The organism is Halopseudomonas sabulinigri (assembly GCF_900105255.1).
Lineage (GTDB): Bacteria > Pseudomonadota > Gammaproteobacteria > Pseudomonadales > Pseudomonadaceae > Halopseudomonas > Halopseudomonas sabulinigri.
The window spans coordinates 3,798,713-3,814,913 of sequence record NZ_LT629763.1 but is presented as its reverse complement, the minus strand read 5'-3'; the positions used below and the strand labels follow the sequence as shown (position 1 = coordinate 3,814,913).

Sequence of the window (16,201 nt, the reverse complement as noted above, 5' to 3'; positions counted from 1 at the left end):
TACGTTCAATTCCCATTCGCATTGTTGGCCTATGCTGGCCGTTGATCACCCAAATGGGTGGCAATACAACAATAAAAGGAACCTAGCATGCACCTGCCATTTCAGCGCCGGAGGCTCACCCAACTGAGCTTGCTGGCCATCGCCGTTACCCTCAGCGCCTGCAAGATCGGCGGTAGCAGCAGCGATAACGACGACGCGCCCGCCCAAACCAGCTACAAGGCCACCATCGAACGCACCACCTTTGGCATTCCGCACATCACCGCAGACGACATGGGCGGCGCCGGTTACGGCCACGGCTATGCCATCGCCGAAGATAACCTCTGTGTACTCGCCGATGCTTTCGTCACCTTCAATGGCGAACGCTCCCGCTACTTCGGCCCCGATGCCCAGGCGGCCACCATGGGCACCTTCGGTACCCCGCCCAACCTGGAGGCCGACTTCTTCTTCCGCCTGCTGACCAATCAGGAGGCCGTAAGCGCCTTCAAACAGGAACAGCCAGACGACCTGATGGAGCTGACCCGCGGCTTTGCGGCCGGCTACAGCCGCTACGTCGAGGAAATTCAGGACGGCGAGCACGCCGGCCGTCACGCCGACTGCCGCAACGCCGAGTGGTTGCAGACCATTGATGAGGACGACGTACTGCGCCGCCTGATCGCCCTCAACCTGGCCGCCAGCAGCGCCAACTGGGTGACCGAAATCACCAGCGCACAGCCACCCGCGCCAGCCGCTGCCGCAGCCCGCACGCTCAGCGCCCCGGTGGCACAGGCCAGCCAGGCACTGGTTGCCGATCGCGCCGCCGTTGGCCGTGAAGAAGGCATCGGCAGCAACACCCTGGCCTTTGGTGGCGACAGTACCGAAACCGGCCGCAGCCTGCTGTTCGCCAACCCGCACTGGTACCTGCTGGGCGTCGACCGTTTCTATCAATTGCACATGACGGTGCCCGGCAAGCTGGACATTTCCGGCGCCTCGATCATGGGCGCGCCCATGGTGCTGATGGGCTTCAACGACAACATCGCCTGGGCGCACACCGTGTCTACCGCCCGCCGCTTCACCCTGTATCAACTGCAGCTGAAAGCCGGCGACCCCACCACCTACGTAAAAGACGGCGTGGACCAACCCCTCACAGCCCACGAGATCACCGTGCAGGTCATGGGCGACGACAGCAACCTGAGTGACGTTACCCGCACCCTGTACAGCTCCGAATACGGCCCCATGATCAACCTCAGTGGGCTGGGCTTGCCCGGCTGGAGCAGCGCAGCGGCTTACACCCTGCGTGACGCCAACCTGGAGAACACTCGCGCCTTCCAGAACTTCTTCGCCTTTGATCAAGCCGAGTCGCTGGATGATTTCTACGCCAAGGCCAAGGAGTACGTCGGCATCCCCTGGGTGAATACCACCGCCATCGGGCGTGATGACGCGCGCGCGCTGTATTCCGACATCACCGTGGTCCCCAACGTACCGGACAGCATGCTTGCCGGCTGTCTGGTGCCTGGCCTGGGTCAGGCGGTACTGGGCCTGGTGCCCGGCTTGCCACTGCTCGATGGCAGCCGCGCTGCCTGCGACTGGAAAACCGACACCGACTCAGCCCAGCCCGGCACCTTCGGGCCCGGCAACCTGCCCAGCCTGCTGAGCACCGCCTACGTCGCCAACATGAATGACAGCTACTGGCTGAGCAATCCCGAACAGCCACTGACCGGTTACGCCGGCATCATCGGCCGTGAAGACTACGCCCAGAGCCTGCGCACCCGCATGGGCCACACTCTGGTGCGCGAGCGACTAAACGGCACTGACGGCCTGAACGGCTTCCAGGCCAGCAGTGAAAACATCCGCCAGATCACGCTCAACAGCCGTAACTACAGCGCCGAACTGCTCAAGACCGAAGTGCTGGCCGAAGTGTGCGTGCCGGCGCCCCTCGGCGCTGAGCTGGAGGCCTGTCAGGTACTCACCGCCTGGGACAATACGGGCAACCTGGACGCGCGTGGTGCCCACGTCTGGACCGCGTTCTGGGAAACGCTGTCGAACAAGCTGGCCGCAACGACCCCAGCGCTGAGCTTGTATGCCACGCCCTTTGACGCGGCGGATCCGATTAACACACCCCGAGGTCTGAGCTCAAACGGCACCGTACGCACCCGCGTACAGGAGGCATTCAGCGAAGCCGTCGCTGCGTTGCAGAACGACGGCATCGCCTTGAACGCCACGCTGGGTGATGTGCAGAAATACCTGAAACCCGGCGAGAGTATCGAGCAGTTTGGCGGCGAAGGCTCAGAGGGCTATTTCACCGTGCTGCGCAACAGCTACATGCACGTGGTGGAATTCCCGGAAGGTGAACCAGTCAGCGCCTACACGCTGCTCTCACACTCCCAGTCCAGCGATCCCGCCAGCCCGAACTACGCGGACTACACCGAGGCCTATTCAGGCAAACAGTGGCACCGCTTCCCATTCACCCGGGAGCAGATAGAAGCCGAGCTGGTCTCCACAACGGAAATCAGCCAGTAAGTCACAGCCACACACCGTCCCGCGCGCTGCCGTGGGACGGCTCCTGCCCCTCTGCACTTTTTCTCGCCCACAGGTTCGCGCACGCTCGGTAACGCTGCCACTCTCCTGCCGGCACCCGTCAATATGCCATCCGCCGCAAAACCCGATTGCCAATCGGCCGCGCATTGCGCTAAATAGCTGCATCTGCTGACGGATTCTGCAGCGTGCATGGCCGCATCAGCTGTGCGCCCGGCTGCGCCACCTCCACTAGGAACACCATGACCACACACGATGCCACCGGCCGCGCGCTGCAAGCCGAAGAACGTTACCGCCTGCTGGTCGATGCGATTATCGACTACGCCGTGTACATGCTCGCCCCGGACGGCACCGTCGTCAGCTGGAACCCCGGCGCGCAGCGCTTCAAGGGCTACACCGCCGACGAAATCGTCGGCTGCAACTTCGCCCAGTTCTATACCCCCGCAGACCGTGAGGCCGGGCTGCCGGAACATGGCCTGAACAGCGCCGCCGAACAAGGCCGTTTTGAAACCGAGGGCTGGCGCGTACGCAAGGACGGCACCCGCTTCTGGGCGCATGTCATCATTGACCCGATCCGCACCAGCACCGGCGAGCTGCTCGGCTTTGCCAAGGTCACCCGCGATCTGACCGAAAAACGTGCCGCCGAAGAATCGCTGCGCCAGAGTGAAGAGCAGCTGCGTCTGTTGATCGAGGGCGTGACCGACTACGCCATTTACCTGCTCAGCCCCGAAGGTCTGGTTACCAACTGGAACGCCGGCGCACAGCGCATCAAGGGTTACACCCCGAGTGAAATCGTCGGCCAGCATTTCTCGCGCTTCTATACCGAAGAAGACCAGGCCGCCAACCGCCCGATTACCAACCTGGCCCTCGCCGCCCGCGAAGGCAGACTGGAAGAAGAAGGCTGGCGCGTGCGCAAGGACGGCACCCGCTTCATGGCCCACGTGGTGATCGACGCCATCCGCGACGACCACGGCCAACTCACCGGGTTTGCCAAGGTCACGCGCGACGTGACCGAGCGTTATGAAACCCAGCAAGCCCTTGAGAAAACCCGCGAAGAGCTCTTTCAAGCGCAGAAGATGGAAGCGGTCGGCCGCCTCACCGGCGGCGTAGCGCACGACTTCAACAACCTGCTGACGGTCATCCTCATCAGCCTCGACCTGATCCGCAAACGCCTGCCAGACTCACCGCTGCTGGAGCTGATCGACAACGCCGCGCAGGCGGGCGAGCGCGGCGCAGCCATGACCCGGCGTATGCTCGCCTTCTCTCGCCGGCAATCGCTCAAGGTCGAATCCATCGCCCTGCCGGAGTTGGTGCTGGGCATGCACGCCCTGATCAAACAATCCATCGGCGCCAAGATCGCCATCGACACCCGCTTTGAGCTCGGCCTGCCGCGCATCAAAGCCGACGCCCACCAGCTGGAAACCGCCCTGCTCAACCTGGTGCTCAATGCCAGAGATGCCATGCCCGACGGCGGCAAAATAGTTATTTCCGCTCGGCCCGTGCAGCTGCCCGCCAAACCGCTGAGCAGCGCCGCGTCCGAGCACTACCTGCTGATGGAAATCGCCGACTCCGGCGAAGGCATGGATCCCGACACCCTGGAAAAAGCCATCGACCCCTTCTTCACCACCAAGGGCGTAGGCAAAGGTACCGGGCTGGGTTTATCCATGGTGCATGGCATCGTCGAGCAGCTGGGCGGCAAACTGAAGTTGCAGAGCATTCCCGGCAGTGGCACCACGGTGCAACTATGGCTGCCCGTCGCCGATGCCGACAGCCCACAGGTCGTGCACACACAGAACCAGCCACAACCGGCCCAACCCGTTATCCAGGGCCTGCGCATACTGGTGGTGGATGACGATGAACTGGTCCTCATCAACACCTGCGCCCTGCTCGAAGAGCTGGGCCACCGTGCCCTGCGCGCCCTCTCAGCGCAGCAGGCGCTCGACATGCTCGTGCGCGTCGAAGTCGACCTGATCATCACTGACCACGCCATGCCGCACATGACCGGTAGCCAGCTCGCGGAGCAGCTCGCGGTCAGCCACCCCAACCTGCCCGTCATCCTCGCCTCTGGCTACGCCGAGATCACCGACCAGCCAGCCCGCGCACTACCGACCCTGGCCAAGCCGTTTGATGAGCGGGGGTTGGCGTTGGCGATTGGGCGGGCGATGGATCCAGGAGACTGAGTGCCTGGCGGCTTTAGTGAATAAGCAGTAAATGCCTTGATGGTGCGGGTGGAGGCTCTGAGAGGGATTATTCGGCGCTTCGGGTTAACTTTCTCGTCTGCTGTCGTAGGTTCGTTGAACCTTGAGGGTGCTCGTCCGTCGTTTCACCGCACAAATGAAAAAGCCCCAGCTTTCGCTGGGGCTTTTTCATTTGTCTGGCGGAGAGAGAGGGATTCGAACCCTCGATACGGATTAACGTATACACACTTTCCAGGCGTGCTCCTTCAGCCACTCGGACACCTCTCCGGAACCGCTATGCGGCTTGGCGGCTGGGTGTGACCCGGCTACCAAGGCGCGCTAATTTACAGAACAAGCCGGAGTTTGGCAAACGCTTTTTCGGCTTTGTGCCATGCTGGTTCAGATGTGAATGCAAGACTCGTCAGTCAGTATTAAGTTGATAAACTGCGGGTTTCCCCGGCCGGCGCTGCCGCCTGACTTTGATATAGAGGACTGCCTCATGAGTGACCTGGTTTCCTATCGTTTTGCCGACGGCATCGCCCAGCTGAGCATGGACAATGGCAAGGTCAATGCCGTGTCGCCCGACATGGTGGTGGCGTTGAACGCGGCGCTGGATCAAGCCGAGCAAGACCGTGCGGTGGTGGTACTGAGTGGCAAGCCGGGCATTCTGTCTGGCGGCTATGATCTGAAAGTAATGACTTCCAGCGCCGATGCGGCCAAGGGGCTGGTTGCTTCCGGCTCTACCCTGGCGCGGCGCATGCTGTCGCACCCTTTCCCGATCATCACGGTGTGCACCGGCCATGCAGTCGCCAAGGGCGCCTTCCTGCTGCTGTCGTCTGACTACCGTCTGGGTGTTGAAGGCCCGTTCAAGATTGGTCTGAATGAGGTGCAGATTGGCATGACCATGCACCATGTGGGCATTGAGCTGGCCCGTGCGCGGCTGACGCCCAGCGCCTTCAACCGCTCGGTGATCAATGCCGAGATGTTTGATCCGGCCGATGCCGTAGATGCTGGCTTTCTCGACAAGATCGTTCCGGCGGAAGAACTGGAAGCCACCGCCATGGCGATGGCCAAGCAGCTGGCCGGGCTGAACATGACCGCGCACCGCAATACCAAGCTGAAGACGCGCAAGGCACTGCTTGAGCTGCTGGATAGCTCCATCGAGCTGGACAAGCAGCACGCGCTGAGCTGAGCCTGCCGCTGTAATACTGCGAATCGATTGCGCCGTGCTCTGCACGGCGTTTTTGCATTAGGCTGTGGGCTGTCATTCGCGGAGATGCCGTTTTGGATTCAGTTACCCAGGTAGTACTCGGCGCCTCGATTCAGGGCGCCATGCTTGGCCGGTGGCAGGGCCGCAAGGCGCTGGTCTATGGCGGATTGTTGGCCACCTTGCCGGATATGGACGTGTTGCTGGATTACGGCGATGCCGTGGCCGACATGACCTATCATCGCGGCTTCAGCCATTCCTTGTTTGTGTTGGCAGCGCTGGCGACCGCGATGGCGCTGGTCATCCGCAGGTTTGGACCACGTGCTGCGTACAGTGGCCGACGATTATGGCTGACGTTGCTGCTGGTGCTCTGCACCCATCCACTGCTCGACAGCTTCACCAGTTACGGCACCCAGCTGTTCTGGCCGCTGGACACGCCGCCGGTGGCGATCTCCAGCATATTTATCATCGACCCGCTCTACACCCTGCCCCTGCTTGCGGCGATGCTGGTGGGCCTGTGCTTTGGCCTGCGGCGCAGCGCGCTGCGCTGGCAATACGCTGGCCTGGCCCTGAGCAGCCTGTACTTGGCCAGCACCCTGGGCGGCAAGTGGATGGCCGAGTCGCAGCTGCAAAAGGCTTTGCAAGCACAGGGCATAGAGGCGCAAAGCACCTTCAGCTCGCCTACGCCGTTCAATACGCTGCTGTGGCGGGTGGTGGCAATAGAGGGTGATCAGTATTACGAAGGCCTGGTCAGTTGGCTCGACAGCCAGCCACCTGTGCTGGTGGCGCTGCCGCGGCATGCCAGCGCGGCTGATGAAGTGTTGGCCGGCTCTACCCAATATGAACGCCTGCGCTGGTTCACCGGTGACCGCCTGCGCTTTGATCTGATCGAGCAGCAGTGGGTGGCCACCGACCTGCGCCTGGGCATGACCGGCTATCACCCGTTCCGCTTTGCCCTCGCGGAGCAACCGCCGGACGGCCAAGCGCCAAGGGTGATCGAGCACACCCGCTTGTGGCCCGCCCCGCCCGCGGATCTGGCCAGCCTGCGGGCATTGGGTGCAAGGGCGCTGGATGCACACTACGCTATTTCCTTGAGCGACCTGGCGGCGCCACTGTCATTGCCGCCCCATCAACAACCGTGATGCAACAACCATCGCGCCTTGGCGGTGGTTCTTTGCGATAATGCCGCTCTTTTATCTCAGCGGGGGCATAGCATGGCGGGCGCAGGACAGACCACAGGGACCACGGATAGTCGCGCGCTAGCGATGTCGGCGGCGCTGATGGCCATCTTCACCACCATTTTTGCCTCCAATCTGCCTACGCCGCTGTACGCGGTATGGCAAGCGCAATGGGGCTTCTCGTCCACCGCGCTGACGGCGGTGTTCTCTATCTATGTGCTGGGCGTGGTCAGCACCCTGCTGACACTCGGCGCGCTATCGGACAAGCTTGGCCGCCGCCAAATGATGGTGCCCGGCCTGCTGTTTATCATGGCCGGCGCGGTGATGTTCTATCTGGCCACCGATATTTACGCCCTGGGCGCGGCGCGGGTGCTGACCGGCATCGGCACTGGCATCGTGACTGGCGCGGCCTCTGCTGCTTTGGTGGAGCTGGAACCTAACGAAAACTGGACCCGCGCCGCGACCCTGTCTGCGCTGTTTTTTACTCTCGGCGCCTTTGCCGGCCCGACCGTGAGTTCGCTGGCGCTCAAGTGGGGCGCCAGCAGCGCACTGGGCTGGCCTTTTCTGGTCGTGATTGCGCTGACGCTGGCGACCATAATCTTGTTGCTGACCGCACCCTGGCCGTCGCACATTGGCCAACGCCACCCAGAGTTTCGCTGGCGCGCCTGGCGGCCGACTCCGGTCAAGGTGCCGCGCGAGCTGATCGGCGCTTTTGCCTTTGCCGCCGCCGCGATCTGCCTGGCCTGGTCAACAGGCAGCCTGTATGCCTCACTCGGCCCCTCGCTGGCAACCAAGCTGATCGGCATCAACGATCGCGCCAACGCCGGGCTGTTTGCTGCGGCCTGGCAGTTGATGGCCGGGTTCAGTCAGTTTGCCTGCCAGCGACAACCGGTCGACCGCATGCTGATCGTCGGCCCGATGACCCTGATCATCGGCTTGGGGGTGATGGCAGCGGCAGTGATGGCCAGCTCGCCCTGGATGTTTGCCCTGGCGACGCTGGCGACCGCCAGTGGCGCCGGCGCTACCGGCGTGGTGGCCATTGCGTCGATCAGCAACGTGGCACCGCCGGAAACGCGCGGCGGCATCATCTCGGCGTTCTACCTGATGGCCTATCTGACCATGGCAACTGTGGTGCTGGGCGTGGGTTTTGTCAGCGATTTGATCGGTTTTGCCGCCACCGTGATTGGCTTTACCAGCGTGATTTCCCTGGCAGCGCTGAGTCTGCTGATTGTGGCGATCAGCACCAAGCGGGTAACACTCTGGTAAGCGCTAGCCCAGCAGCCAGCGCCAGAGAAAGAACACCAGCATGCTGCCGAAAATGGTCGCCAGCAGGTTGCGCGTAAGCGCAGAGATCAACACGGCGGCCAGCCCGCCGACCAGATAGGCGTTATGCCAGGTCAACTGCCAGCCGCCCTCGCCCGGCATCAGCATGGCCGGCGCGATGATCGCGCTCAGCACGGCCACCGGCACATAGGTCAGCGCGCGGCTTACCAGCAGATTGAAGCGCACGCGGTGGCCAACGGCAAACAAGGTATAGCGGATGCCAAAGGTAATCAGCGCCATGCCGGCGATCAGCGCCATCTCGAACGCGCTCATGGCTGGCTCCCCGGCTGCAGTGGCTGGGGCGCCCAGCGCTCGGCCAATACCGCAACGCTGACGCCCGCCAGCGCCGCCAACATCAACCCCAGCTTGTAGGGCAGCGCGTGTGCGGCCAGCGCCACCGCCGAGGCGACCAGTGCCGCCAGCAGCATCGGCCGGGTGCGCAGCAAGGGCACGACAATCCCAACAAAGGTGGCGACCATGGCAAAGTCCAGCCCCCAGCCCGCCATGCCCGGCAGCGAACTACCCAGCAGCGCGCCAATCAGCGTGCAAAGAAACCAGTTGCTGTACATCGCCAGACAGGAGCCGAAAAAGTACCAGTGCTTGTGGGTGACAGGAATCTGATTGTCCAGATAGTGCCGGTGCACCACGGCAAAGGTTTCGTCGGTGAGCCAGAACGCCAATGGCAGCTTCCAGCGCTGCGGCAAATGCCGTACGTAGGGTAGCAGGCTGGCGCTGTAGAGCATGTGGCGCAGGTTTACTACCAGCGTGGTGGCCAACAGCACTGCCAGGCCTGCGCCCGAGGCAATCAGGCTGACCGCAATAAACTGCGCCGAGCCGGCAAACACCAGCGCCGACATCAGCAAGGTGGCCGGCATGGATAGCCCGGAGGCTATCGCCAGGGTGCCGAAGATAATGCCGAACGGCAGCGCGCCCAACAGCATGGGCAGGGTATCGCGAGCACCGAGGGCAAAGGCTTTGACGTGCGCCGACATGACAGATGATCCGTTGAGCAGGCCGCAATGGGGCCAGAATGAAGACCGGCACCCTATCCCGCACAGGTTCCGCTCACAAGATACAGTTGCGCTGTAACAGTTGCCGCGCAGCCCGGCATCACGCCAGGGCAATGTGCCGGCTGATCAGCGCGCGCAGCGCAGCCGGTTTGACCGGTTTGGGCAAGTAGTCCAACCCCGCCAGCTCGATCTGGCTGATCAGCTCCTGCCGCCCGTCCGCGCTGATCACCACACCGGGCAGATCCACGCCCAGCTGCTCGCGCAGCCAGACCATCACCTGGGTTCCGGTATCGCCGCCATCCAGGTGGTAATCGACCAGAATCAGCTGCGGCACAAAACCGCCGGCCAACACGCCGCGGACCTCTTCACGGTTACGTGCCACGGCTACCTGGCACTGCCAACGCCGCAACAGGCTCTGCATACCCGCCAGAATGCTGCTTTCGTTATCAATGCAAAGCACTGGAGCCCCCTGCAGCTCGGGTTGTATCTCGGCGGCACTCTCCGCCGGACGCGCCAGCCGGCTTTGCTGGGCGATAGGCACAGTGACGCTAAACACGCTGCCCCGGCCCGGCCAGGAGCGCACATTGAGCGAGTGACCGAGCACGCGGCACAAGCCATCGGCGATGGCCAGCCCCAGACCCAAACCTTTTTCCGCCTGGGTACGGTGGCTGTCCAAACGCTGAAACTCCTCGAAAATCACCTGCAATTTGTCCTGTGCAATGCCGGGGCCCTGATCCCACACTTCCAGGCGCACGGTGTTTTGCTGCAGGCGTACCCCCAGTACCACGCGTGCCGAGCCCGCGTAGCGAAAGGCGTTGGTGAGAAAGTTCTGCAACACCCGCCGCAGCAGGCGAATGTCCGAGCGCACGCGCAGATGGCTGGGGTGCACGCGCAGATCAACGCCCTGCTCTGCTGCCAAGGCAGTGAATTCGATACGCAACGGCTCGATCAACTCGCTGAGGGCGAAATCGCTGAGTTCCGGTGTTACCCGCCCGGCTTCCAGCCGTGAGATATCCAGCAGGTCGGTAATCAGCTCCTCAGCCGAACTCAGGGCGCTATCCAGGTGGCGCACCAATTGCGGCGCCTCACCGGGCAGGCCAGGCTGGTGCGACAACGAGGCAGAGAACAGCCGTGCGGCATTCAGCGGCTGCATCAGGTCATGGCTGACGGCAGTGAGAAAGCGGCTTTTCGACTGGCTGGTACGTTCGGTCTGCGCCTTGGCCTGCAACAGCGCCTGGTTCAGCGCCGACAACTCCTGAGTACGTTCGATCACCCGCCGCTCCAGGCTTTCGTTGGCCTCCTGAAGCGCCTTCTCTGCATTACGAAAGTCGGAAATATCGGTGAAGCTCATGACAAAGCCGCCCTTGGGCATGGGATTGCCGATGATCTCGATCACACTGCCGTTGGGGAACATGCGCTCGGAGCGGTGCGCAGTGCCCTGCTGCATCCAGGCAATGCGTTTATCGACATGCACCTGCGGATCGCCCGGCCCACACAAGCCACGCTGGGCGTTGTACAAAATGATGTCGGCTATCGGCCGGCCGATGGTGATCAGCCCTTCTGGATACTCGAACATTTCCAGGTAGCGGAAGTTCCAGGCCACCAGCCGCAGCGACTTGTCGACCACGCTGATGCCCTGGGTGATGTTTTCGATGGCGCCTTGCAGCAGGCCGCGATTGAACTGCAGTACCTCGGAGGCCTCATCGACGATACGCACCACATCGTCGAACTGCATGTCGCGCCCTTCAATCGCGGCTTTCACCACGATGCGCGCCGACGAGGCGCCCAAGACGCCGGCCAGCAGGCGTTCGGTCAGGGTAATCCAGCCCGAGTCTGCCGTCTGGCTACCGGAAAAACTGCCGCCCTGGCTGCGAGCGTAGGCATCAAAGCTGGCTTCGGCACGCTCACTGCCAACAAAACGCGCGGCCAGCTCCAGCAGATCGTCCAGACGCACCCGCAACAGCACGCGGCTGGGACTGTCGCTCCAGGGCTGCGCGTCCTGGCTGACAAAGCGGCTGGCCTGCCAGTGCTCCAGCACGCGCGTGCGGCTGAACAGCGAACCGGCGACAAACACAGCAAAGTTGCACGCCAGCGACAGCAAGCTGCCCAGCGTAATCACATCCAGATTCCAGTTGCCCGCCGCAGCGCGCATGCCCTCGACCAACGGCCAGCCGCCCACCTGCCAGTGCAGCCCGGCACCTACCAACGGCAGCACCAGCAGATACAGCCACAGGCTGATCCCCACCAGCAGCCCGGCGAGCACACCCGTGCGATTGGCTTGCTTCCAGAACAGCGCGCCGAACATCGCCGGCGCCAGCTGCGCGATGGCGGCAAAGGCCACCTGGCCGATGCTGGCCAGACTGGTGTCCGACCCGATCAGGCGGTAGACCACGTAGGCCAGCAACAGGATGATCAGAATACTGGTGCGCCGCACGTTCAGCAGCCAGCCACGGAATTGCTCGTAGGAGTGTTCCGGCCGGGTCTTGCTGCGCAGCAGCACCGGCAGCACCACGTCGTTCGAGACCATGGTACTGAGCGCAATCGCCGCCACAATCACCATGCCCGAGGCCGCCGAGGCGCCGCCCAGAAAGGCCAACATGGCCAGCTCCGGATGCCCCTGCAACAATGGCAGGCTGATCACGTAGGAATCGGCGGATAAGCCTGAGCCAAGCGTCATCTGCCCGGCCAGACTGATCGGGATCACAAAGAGCGCGGCGAGAATCACGTATACCGGAAATACCCACCGCGCCAGACGCAGATCGCCGGGTTCGCTGTTTTCCACCACCGCGACCTGAAACTGACGCGGCAGGCAGACAAAGGCCAGCACCGCAATGAAGGTCTGGAACAGCAAGCTCAGCACTGGCGTATCGCGTTGCCAGTAAGTGGCCAACGCGGCGTTGTTGCGCGCATCACTGAACAGCTCCGCCGCGCCACCAAACAAACCGAAGGTCACGAACACGCCCACCGCCAGAAAAGCCAGCAGCTTGACGATCGACTCGAAGGCGATGGCCAGCATCATGCCGCGGTGATGCTCGGTCACATCCAGGCTGCGGGTACCAAACAGGACGGTGAACAACGCGAGTACCAGGGTGACCACCAGGGCGGTGTCTTCGGCGCCCACCGCATCGGTCGGCACACCGCCCACCAGCGGCGCCGCGCTGAGCAGGTTGTAACCCAGGACTATGCCCTTGAGCTGCAGCGCAATGTAGGGCAACACGCTGACCAGACAAAGCAGCGAGACCACCACACCCAGGCTCTGCGACTTGCCATAGCGCGAGGCGATGAAGTCGGCGATGGAGGTGATGTTCTCCTGCTTGCTGATGGCGATCATGCGCGCATACAAGCGCCAACCAAACAGGAACAACAGCACCGGCCCCAGATAGATCGGCAGAAACCCCCACAACTGATCCGCCGCCATACCCACGGCGCCAAAGAAGGTCCAGCTGGTACACCAGACAGCCAGCGACAGGCTGTAAACCCAGACGCGAAGCCGCGGGCTCAGCTCGGTACGGCGACGGTCGCCCCAAAAGGCGATCACAAACAGCAGCGCCATATAGAGCAGAAATATCAGGGCGACCAGGCCGCCGGAGAGCATCATTGCGGGGTTTTCATCTCGTTCTGTATCTGCGCTCCAGTCTGGCAGCGCGCCGCGCCTTTGCCCAGCACCTGGCGCTCAGACTTCAGTCGTAGAGAGGCTGCACCGGCAGCGCGAGGGCTCGCGGCGCCAACCCGGCCGCGAAGACTCAACCGGTCTTGCTCAGCTCCATCTGCTGCAATGCCAGCGCAGCCTGGGTACGGGTCCGCACTTCGAGTTTGCGGAAAATAGCGGTGACGTGCGCCTTGATGGTGGCTTCCGACACGTCCAGTTCGTAGGCAATCTGCTTGTTCAGCAAACCATCGCACACCATGGTCAGCACGCGGAACTGCTGGGGGGTGAGGCTGGCAACGCGGGCGCTGATGCTCTGCTGCTCGGGCGTCATGCCGGTCGGGTTGTCGAGGCCGGGCGGCCAGCACACACCGCCCTCCAGCACGGCCTGCACCGAGGCCTGGATGTCTTCCAGGGTGGCGGATTTGGGGATAAACCCGCTCGCGCCAAAATCCTTGGCACGCCGGACTACCGAGCCCTCTTCCTGGGCGGAAATCATGATAACGGGGATGTGCGGGTACTGGCCGCGCAGCTGGGCCAGGCCAGAAAAACCATAGGCGCCGGGCATGTTCAAATCGAGCAGCACCAGGTCCCAATCGGCACGGGTGGCCAGTTGCGTTTGCAGGTCGGCGATGCTGCCCACCTCATTCAAACTGATGGTATCGCCGAGACCGGCAAACAGAGCCTGGCGCAGAGCACTGCGGAACAGCGGGTGATCGTCAGCAATCAGGATGTCATAGCTAAGACCCATGCGGTATTGTCCCAAGGCATCGTTATTCTTATGGTTTTGTATCAGGCTGAGACTGCCAGCCGACGCTGTCGCCGTCAATGCTGCTTTGGCCTAACAGCAGCACAGTAAGCGCGCTCAACTGTATCTGGCTTTCGGGTTCACCGAAACAGGATAATGGTGGTTTTTCCTGCCGAGCTGCCTGCATGAATTTCCGTCACTACCGCGCCGACGCGCTGATGCTCCTGACTGCCATGATCTGGGGTAGTACCTTCGTTGCTCAGCGTCTGGGCATGGACCACATAGGCCCCTTTCTTTATACCGGTTTGCGCTTCATGGTGGGGGCGTTGGCCGTGATGCCGCTGATCTGGCTGCTGCGCAAACCCGCCACGGCCAAGACCCAGTCGCGCCTGAGCAAACCCATGCTGCTGGGTAGCATGGCGCTCGGCGCAGCGCTGACGCTGGGCATCAACCTGCAACAGATTGGATTGATGTTCACCACAGTCACCAACTCCGGCTTCATCACCGGGCTCTATGTGATCCTGGTGCCGGTATTTGGTCTGTTTATCGGCATGCGTACCCACAAGGGGACCTGGGCTGGCGCGCTGCTGGCGTTGGTCGGCATGGTGCTGCTGAGCGTCGGGCCCGGCTTTACCGTGGCCTCCGGCGACTGGTTGCAGCTGATTGGCGCCGCCTGCTGGGCAGTCCACGTGTTAATGGTCGGCGCGCTGGCCAGCCGTTACGACCCTATTCTGGTGTCCTTCATTCAGTTTATGGTCTGCGCCGTAGTGAGCCTTAGCCTGGCCCTGGTGTTTGAGCCAATTCAGTGGCCGATGATTCAGCAGGCCCTGCCGGCCATCCTGTACGGCGGCGTGCTGGCGGTGGGCGTCGCTTTCACTCTGCAGGTTGTCGCTCAGAAGGACGCGATTACCTCTCACGCCGCGATCATTCTCAGCCTGGAGGCGGTATTCGCCGCCCTAGCTGGCTGGCTGATCCTGGATGAAACCCTGAGTCCGCGCGGCCTGCTGGGCTGCGCCCTGATGCTCGGCGGCATGCTGGTAGCGCAACTGGTACCTATTTACCTGGAGCGACGCAAACAGCCCGTGCCGGTGCAACAGGAGCCGGCCGGGCATCACTGACCAGACCCTACCCCCTGCCCTGGCCTGAGGCGAATCGCGCTCAGATAGGCGTCGCTGAAGGTCTCGAAGTAACGGTTGAGTTGCAGCGCCGCCTGCTCTTCGCCGGCCAGTGCCAGCGCGGCGATAGCCACCTCGACGGTACACAGATGATCGTCCCGCGTGGAACGCCGTAGCCGATAGCGTGACAGTTGCTCGGTGTGCATGCTCAGCACGGGCAACGCGGCGAGATAGGGGCTTTTGCGAAACATCTTGCGCGCCTGGGTCCAGGTCGCATCCAGAATAATCAGCAAAGGTCGACGCCCAGGCGGCGGCGCAATCGACTCGTATACCACTTGTTCTGGCAGTGCGTACTCACCCGGAAACACCACATACGGCTGATACGCCGGATCGGCCAGCAGCGCCAGCAACTGCGCGTCGACCTCGGTTCTGGCCCAGACAAAGGCCTGGGTGTCGCTCAGGCATTCGGCAATCAGCCGCCCGGTATTGGTTGGCTTGAGCGGCTCCAGCGAATGCATCAGCAAGCAAAAGGAAACACTTGTATCCAGTTGCGGACGCTGCGCACAGATGCAGGCCGTCAACGCCAATTGGCATTCGGGGCACCGCTTGACCCGCGCGCCACGCGCCAGAAAGGGGCGGGTTGAGCGCGCGATCGCCGCTTCACGCAGACGCTGCACCGCATTGGCTTGCTTGGCTGTCATCGCTTGATATTCTCCAGTGGCGTACCGGTCTACGCCGGGCGGCGCCATTCTAACCGCCGCCGCGCGTTTGGCCAGAAGATATTGGTCAAACGCCGAACCAGTACCGGGCTGCGCGGTCAGAACCCGTGAGTCATGTCATATTGTCATCTGAACTGGAGAAATTACATGCGTTGGTTACCCCTGCTGCTCGCCGTCTTTCTGACTGCCCCCTCGCAAGCAGCGTCGCTGCGTGACATCCGTCTTGAAGAGACCCTGCAGAAAGTTGCCGAGGAAAGCAGCGAAGGCACGCCCCGCACCATCAACGCCAACATCACCGATATGGGGTTTGAAGCGCAGGGTGACGAGTTGATCAATCGGCTATCGGTCGAGCCCGCCTATGCCGAGCGCATGCAGGAAGATCCGCTGTTGATCCGCTCCCAATTACAGGCCAGTGTGTGTACTGACTTGCGTTTTCGGCGGCTGCTCGACATGGGCGCGACGCTTACCTATCACTTCATGATCAAGGACAGCGATCAGCCGGTACTGACCCAAAGCTTTATTGCCGAGCACTGCCAGACGCTGTAGCGGCGCCCGCCGCGACATTTG

Annotated in this window: 12 protein-coding genes and 1 tRNA gene; 7 read left to right on the top strand and 6 right to left on the bottom strand. The window is 62.5% G+C overall.

The window, feature by feature from the left end:
• Positions 1-87: 87 nt before the first annotated feature.
• Together BLU26_RS17445 and BLU26_RS17440 are read left to right on the top strand one after the other, a co-directional pair.
• The gene (locus tag BLU26_RS17445; RefSeq protein WP_092288114.1) at positions 88-2,496 is read left to right on the top strand and encodes a penicillin acylase family protein; all 2,409 of its coding nucleotides are present in this window, start codon (positions 88-90) and stop codon (positions 2,494-2,496) included.
• Positions 2,497-2,753: 257 nt separating this feature from the next.
• The gene (locus BLU26_RS17440) at positions 2,754-4,691 is read left to right on the top strand and encodes a hybrid sensor histidine kinase/response regulator (protein WP_092288113.1); all 1,938 of its coding nucleotides are present in this window, start codon (positions 2,754-2,756) and stop codon (positions 4,689-4,691) included.
• Between the two features lie 195 nt (positions 4,692-4,886).
• Here BLU26_RS17440 and BLU26_RS17435 read toward each other — a convergent pair.
• A tRNA-Ser gene (locus tag BLU26_RS17435) sits at positions 4,887-4,976 on the bottom strand.
• A gap of 211 nt (positions 4,977-5,187) precedes the next feature.
• Between BLU26_RS17435 and BLU26_RS17430 the strand changes: the two genes are divergently transcribed.
• From BLU26_RS17430 to BLU26_RS17420, 3 genes are all read left to right on the top strand, one after another.
• Positions 5,188-5,880 (top strand): crotonase/enoyl-CoA hydratase family protein, encoded by a 693-nt coding sequence (locus BLU26_RS17430; protein WP_092288112.1) that lies wholly within the window; start codon positions 5,188-5,190, stop codon positions 5,878-5,880.
• A gap of 92 nt (positions 5,881-5,972) precedes the next feature.
• Positions 5,973-7,037: a metal-dependent hydrolase gene (locus BLU26_RS17425; protein ID WP_092288111.1), complete on the top strand. Its 1,065-nt coding sequence runs from the start codon at positions 5,973-5,975 to the stop codon at positions 7,035-7,037.
• Positions 7,038-7,109: 72 nt separating this feature from the next.
• Positions 7,110-8,339, top strand: coding sequence for an MFS transporter (locus BLU26_RS17420; protein WP_092288110.1), 1,230 nt, complete (start codon positions 7,110-7,112; stop codon positions 8,337-8,339).
• Between the two features lie 3 nt (positions 8,340-8,342).
• On the opposite strand, the gene BLU26_RS17415 is transcribed toward BLU26_RS17420, so the two are convergent.
• The 4 genes from BLU26_RS17415 to BLU26_RS17400 form a co-directional block, all read right to left on the bottom strand.
• A complete protein-coding gene (locus BLU26_RS17415) occupies positions 8,343-8,669 on the bottom strand; it encodes an AzlD domain-containing protein (RefSeq protein WP_092288109.1) in 327 nt (108 codons plus the stop codon).
• A complete protein-coding gene (locus BLU26_RS17410) occupies positions 8,666-9,388 on the bottom strand; it encodes an AzlC family ABC transporter permease (protein ID WP_092288108.1) in 723 nt (240 codons plus the stop codon). The genes BLU26_RS17415 and BLU26_RS17410 overlap by 4 nt, the downstream gene beginning before the upstream one ends.
• 118 nt (positions 9,389-9,506) lie before the next feature.
• Positions 9,507-13,004, bottom strand: coding sequence for a hybrid sensor histidine kinase/response regulator (locus tag BLU26_RS17405; RefSeq protein ID WP_092288107.1), 3,498 nt, complete (start codon positions 13,002-13,004; stop codon positions 9,507-9,509).
• Between the two features lie 145 nt (positions 13,005-13,149).
• On the bottom strand, positions 13,150-13,803 hold the full coding sequence (locus BLU26_RS17400; RefSeq protein WP_092288106.1) for a response regulator: 654 nt from the start codon (positions 13,801-13,803) through the stop codon (positions 13,150-13,152).
• Positions 13,804-13,985: 182 nt separating this feature from the next.
• Here BLU26_RS17400 and BLU26_RS17395 point away from each other — a divergent pair, with 182 nt between their 5' ends.
• Complete coding sequence (locus BLU26_RS17395) at positions 13,986-14,918, top strand: DMT family transporter (RefSeq protein ID WP_092288105.1); 933 nt, start codon at positions 13,986-13,988, stop codon at positions 14,916-14,918.
• On the opposite strand, the gene BLU26_RS17390 is transcribed toward BLU26_RS17395, so the two are convergent.
• Complete coding sequence (locus tag BLU26_RS17390; protein WP_172830669.1) at positions 14,912-15,616, bottom strand: tRNA-uridine aminocarboxypropyltransferase; 705 nt, start codon at positions 15,614-15,616, stop codon at positions 14,912-14,914. The genes BLU26_RS17395 and BLU26_RS17390 overlap by 7 nt on opposite strands.
• A gap of 165 nt (positions 15,617-15,781) precedes the next feature.
• Here BLU26_RS17390 and BLU26_RS17385 point away from each other — a divergent pair, with 165 nt between their 5' ends.
• On the top strand, positions 15,782-16,180 hold the full coding sequence (locus tag BLU26_RS17385) for a PA3611 family quorum-sensing-regulated virulence factor (RefSeq protein WP_092288104.1): 399 nt from the start codon (positions 15,782-15,784) through the stop codon (positions 16,178-16,180).
• Positions 16,181-16,201: the final 21 nt, after the last annotated feature.

What these genes read in the sequence shown, in the direction of transcription:
- BLU26_RS17445 (WP_092288114.1), top strand. Translation starts at nt 88, where the DNA reads ATGCACCTGCCATTTCAGCGCCGGAGGCTCACCCAACTGAGCTTGCTG.
- BLU26_RS17440 (WP_092288113.1), top strand. Translation starts at nt 2,754, where the DNA reads ATGACCACACACGATGCCACCGGCCGCGCGCTGCAAGCCGAAGAACGT.
- BLU26_RS17430 (WP_092288112.1), top strand. Translation starts at nt 5,188, where the DNA reads ATGAGTGACCTGGTTTCCTATCGTTTTGCCGACGGCATCGCCCAGCTG.
- BLU26_RS17420 (WP_092288110.1), top strand. Translation starts at nt 7,110, where the DNA reads ATGGCGGGCGCAGGACAGACCACAGGGACCACGGATAGTCGCGCGCTA.
- BLU26_RS17415 (WP_092288109.1), bottom strand. Translation starts at nt 8,669, where the DNA reads ATGAGCGCGTTCGAGATGGCGCTGATCGCCGGCATGGCGCTGATTACC.
- BLU26_RS17410 (WP_092288108.1), bottom strand. Translation starts at nt 9,388, where the DNA reads ATGTCGGCGCACGTCAAAGCCTTTGCCCTCGGTGCTCGCGATACCCTG.
- BLU26_RS17405 (WP_092288107.1), bottom strand. Translation starts at nt 13,004, where the DNA reads ATGATGCTCTCCGGCGGCCTGGTCGCCCTGATATTTCTGCTCTATATG.
- BLU26_RS17400 (WP_092288106.1), bottom strand. Translation starts at nt 13,803, where the DNA reads ATGGGTCTTAGCTATGACATCCTGATTGCTGACGATCACCCGCTGTTC.
- BLU26_RS17395 (WP_092288105.1), top strand. Translation starts at nt 13,986, where the DNA reads ATGAATTTCCGTCACTACCGCGCCGACGCGCTGATGCTCCTGACTGCC.
- BLU26_RS17390 (WP_172830669.1), bottom strand. Translation starts at nt 15,616, where the DNA reads ATGACAGCCAAGCAAGCCAATGCGGTGCAGCGTCTGCGTGAAGCGGCG.
- BLU26_RS17385 (WP_092288104.1), top strand. Translation starts at nt 15,782, where the DNA reads ATGCGTTGGTTACCCCTGCTGCTCGCCGTCTTTCTGACTGCCCCCTCG.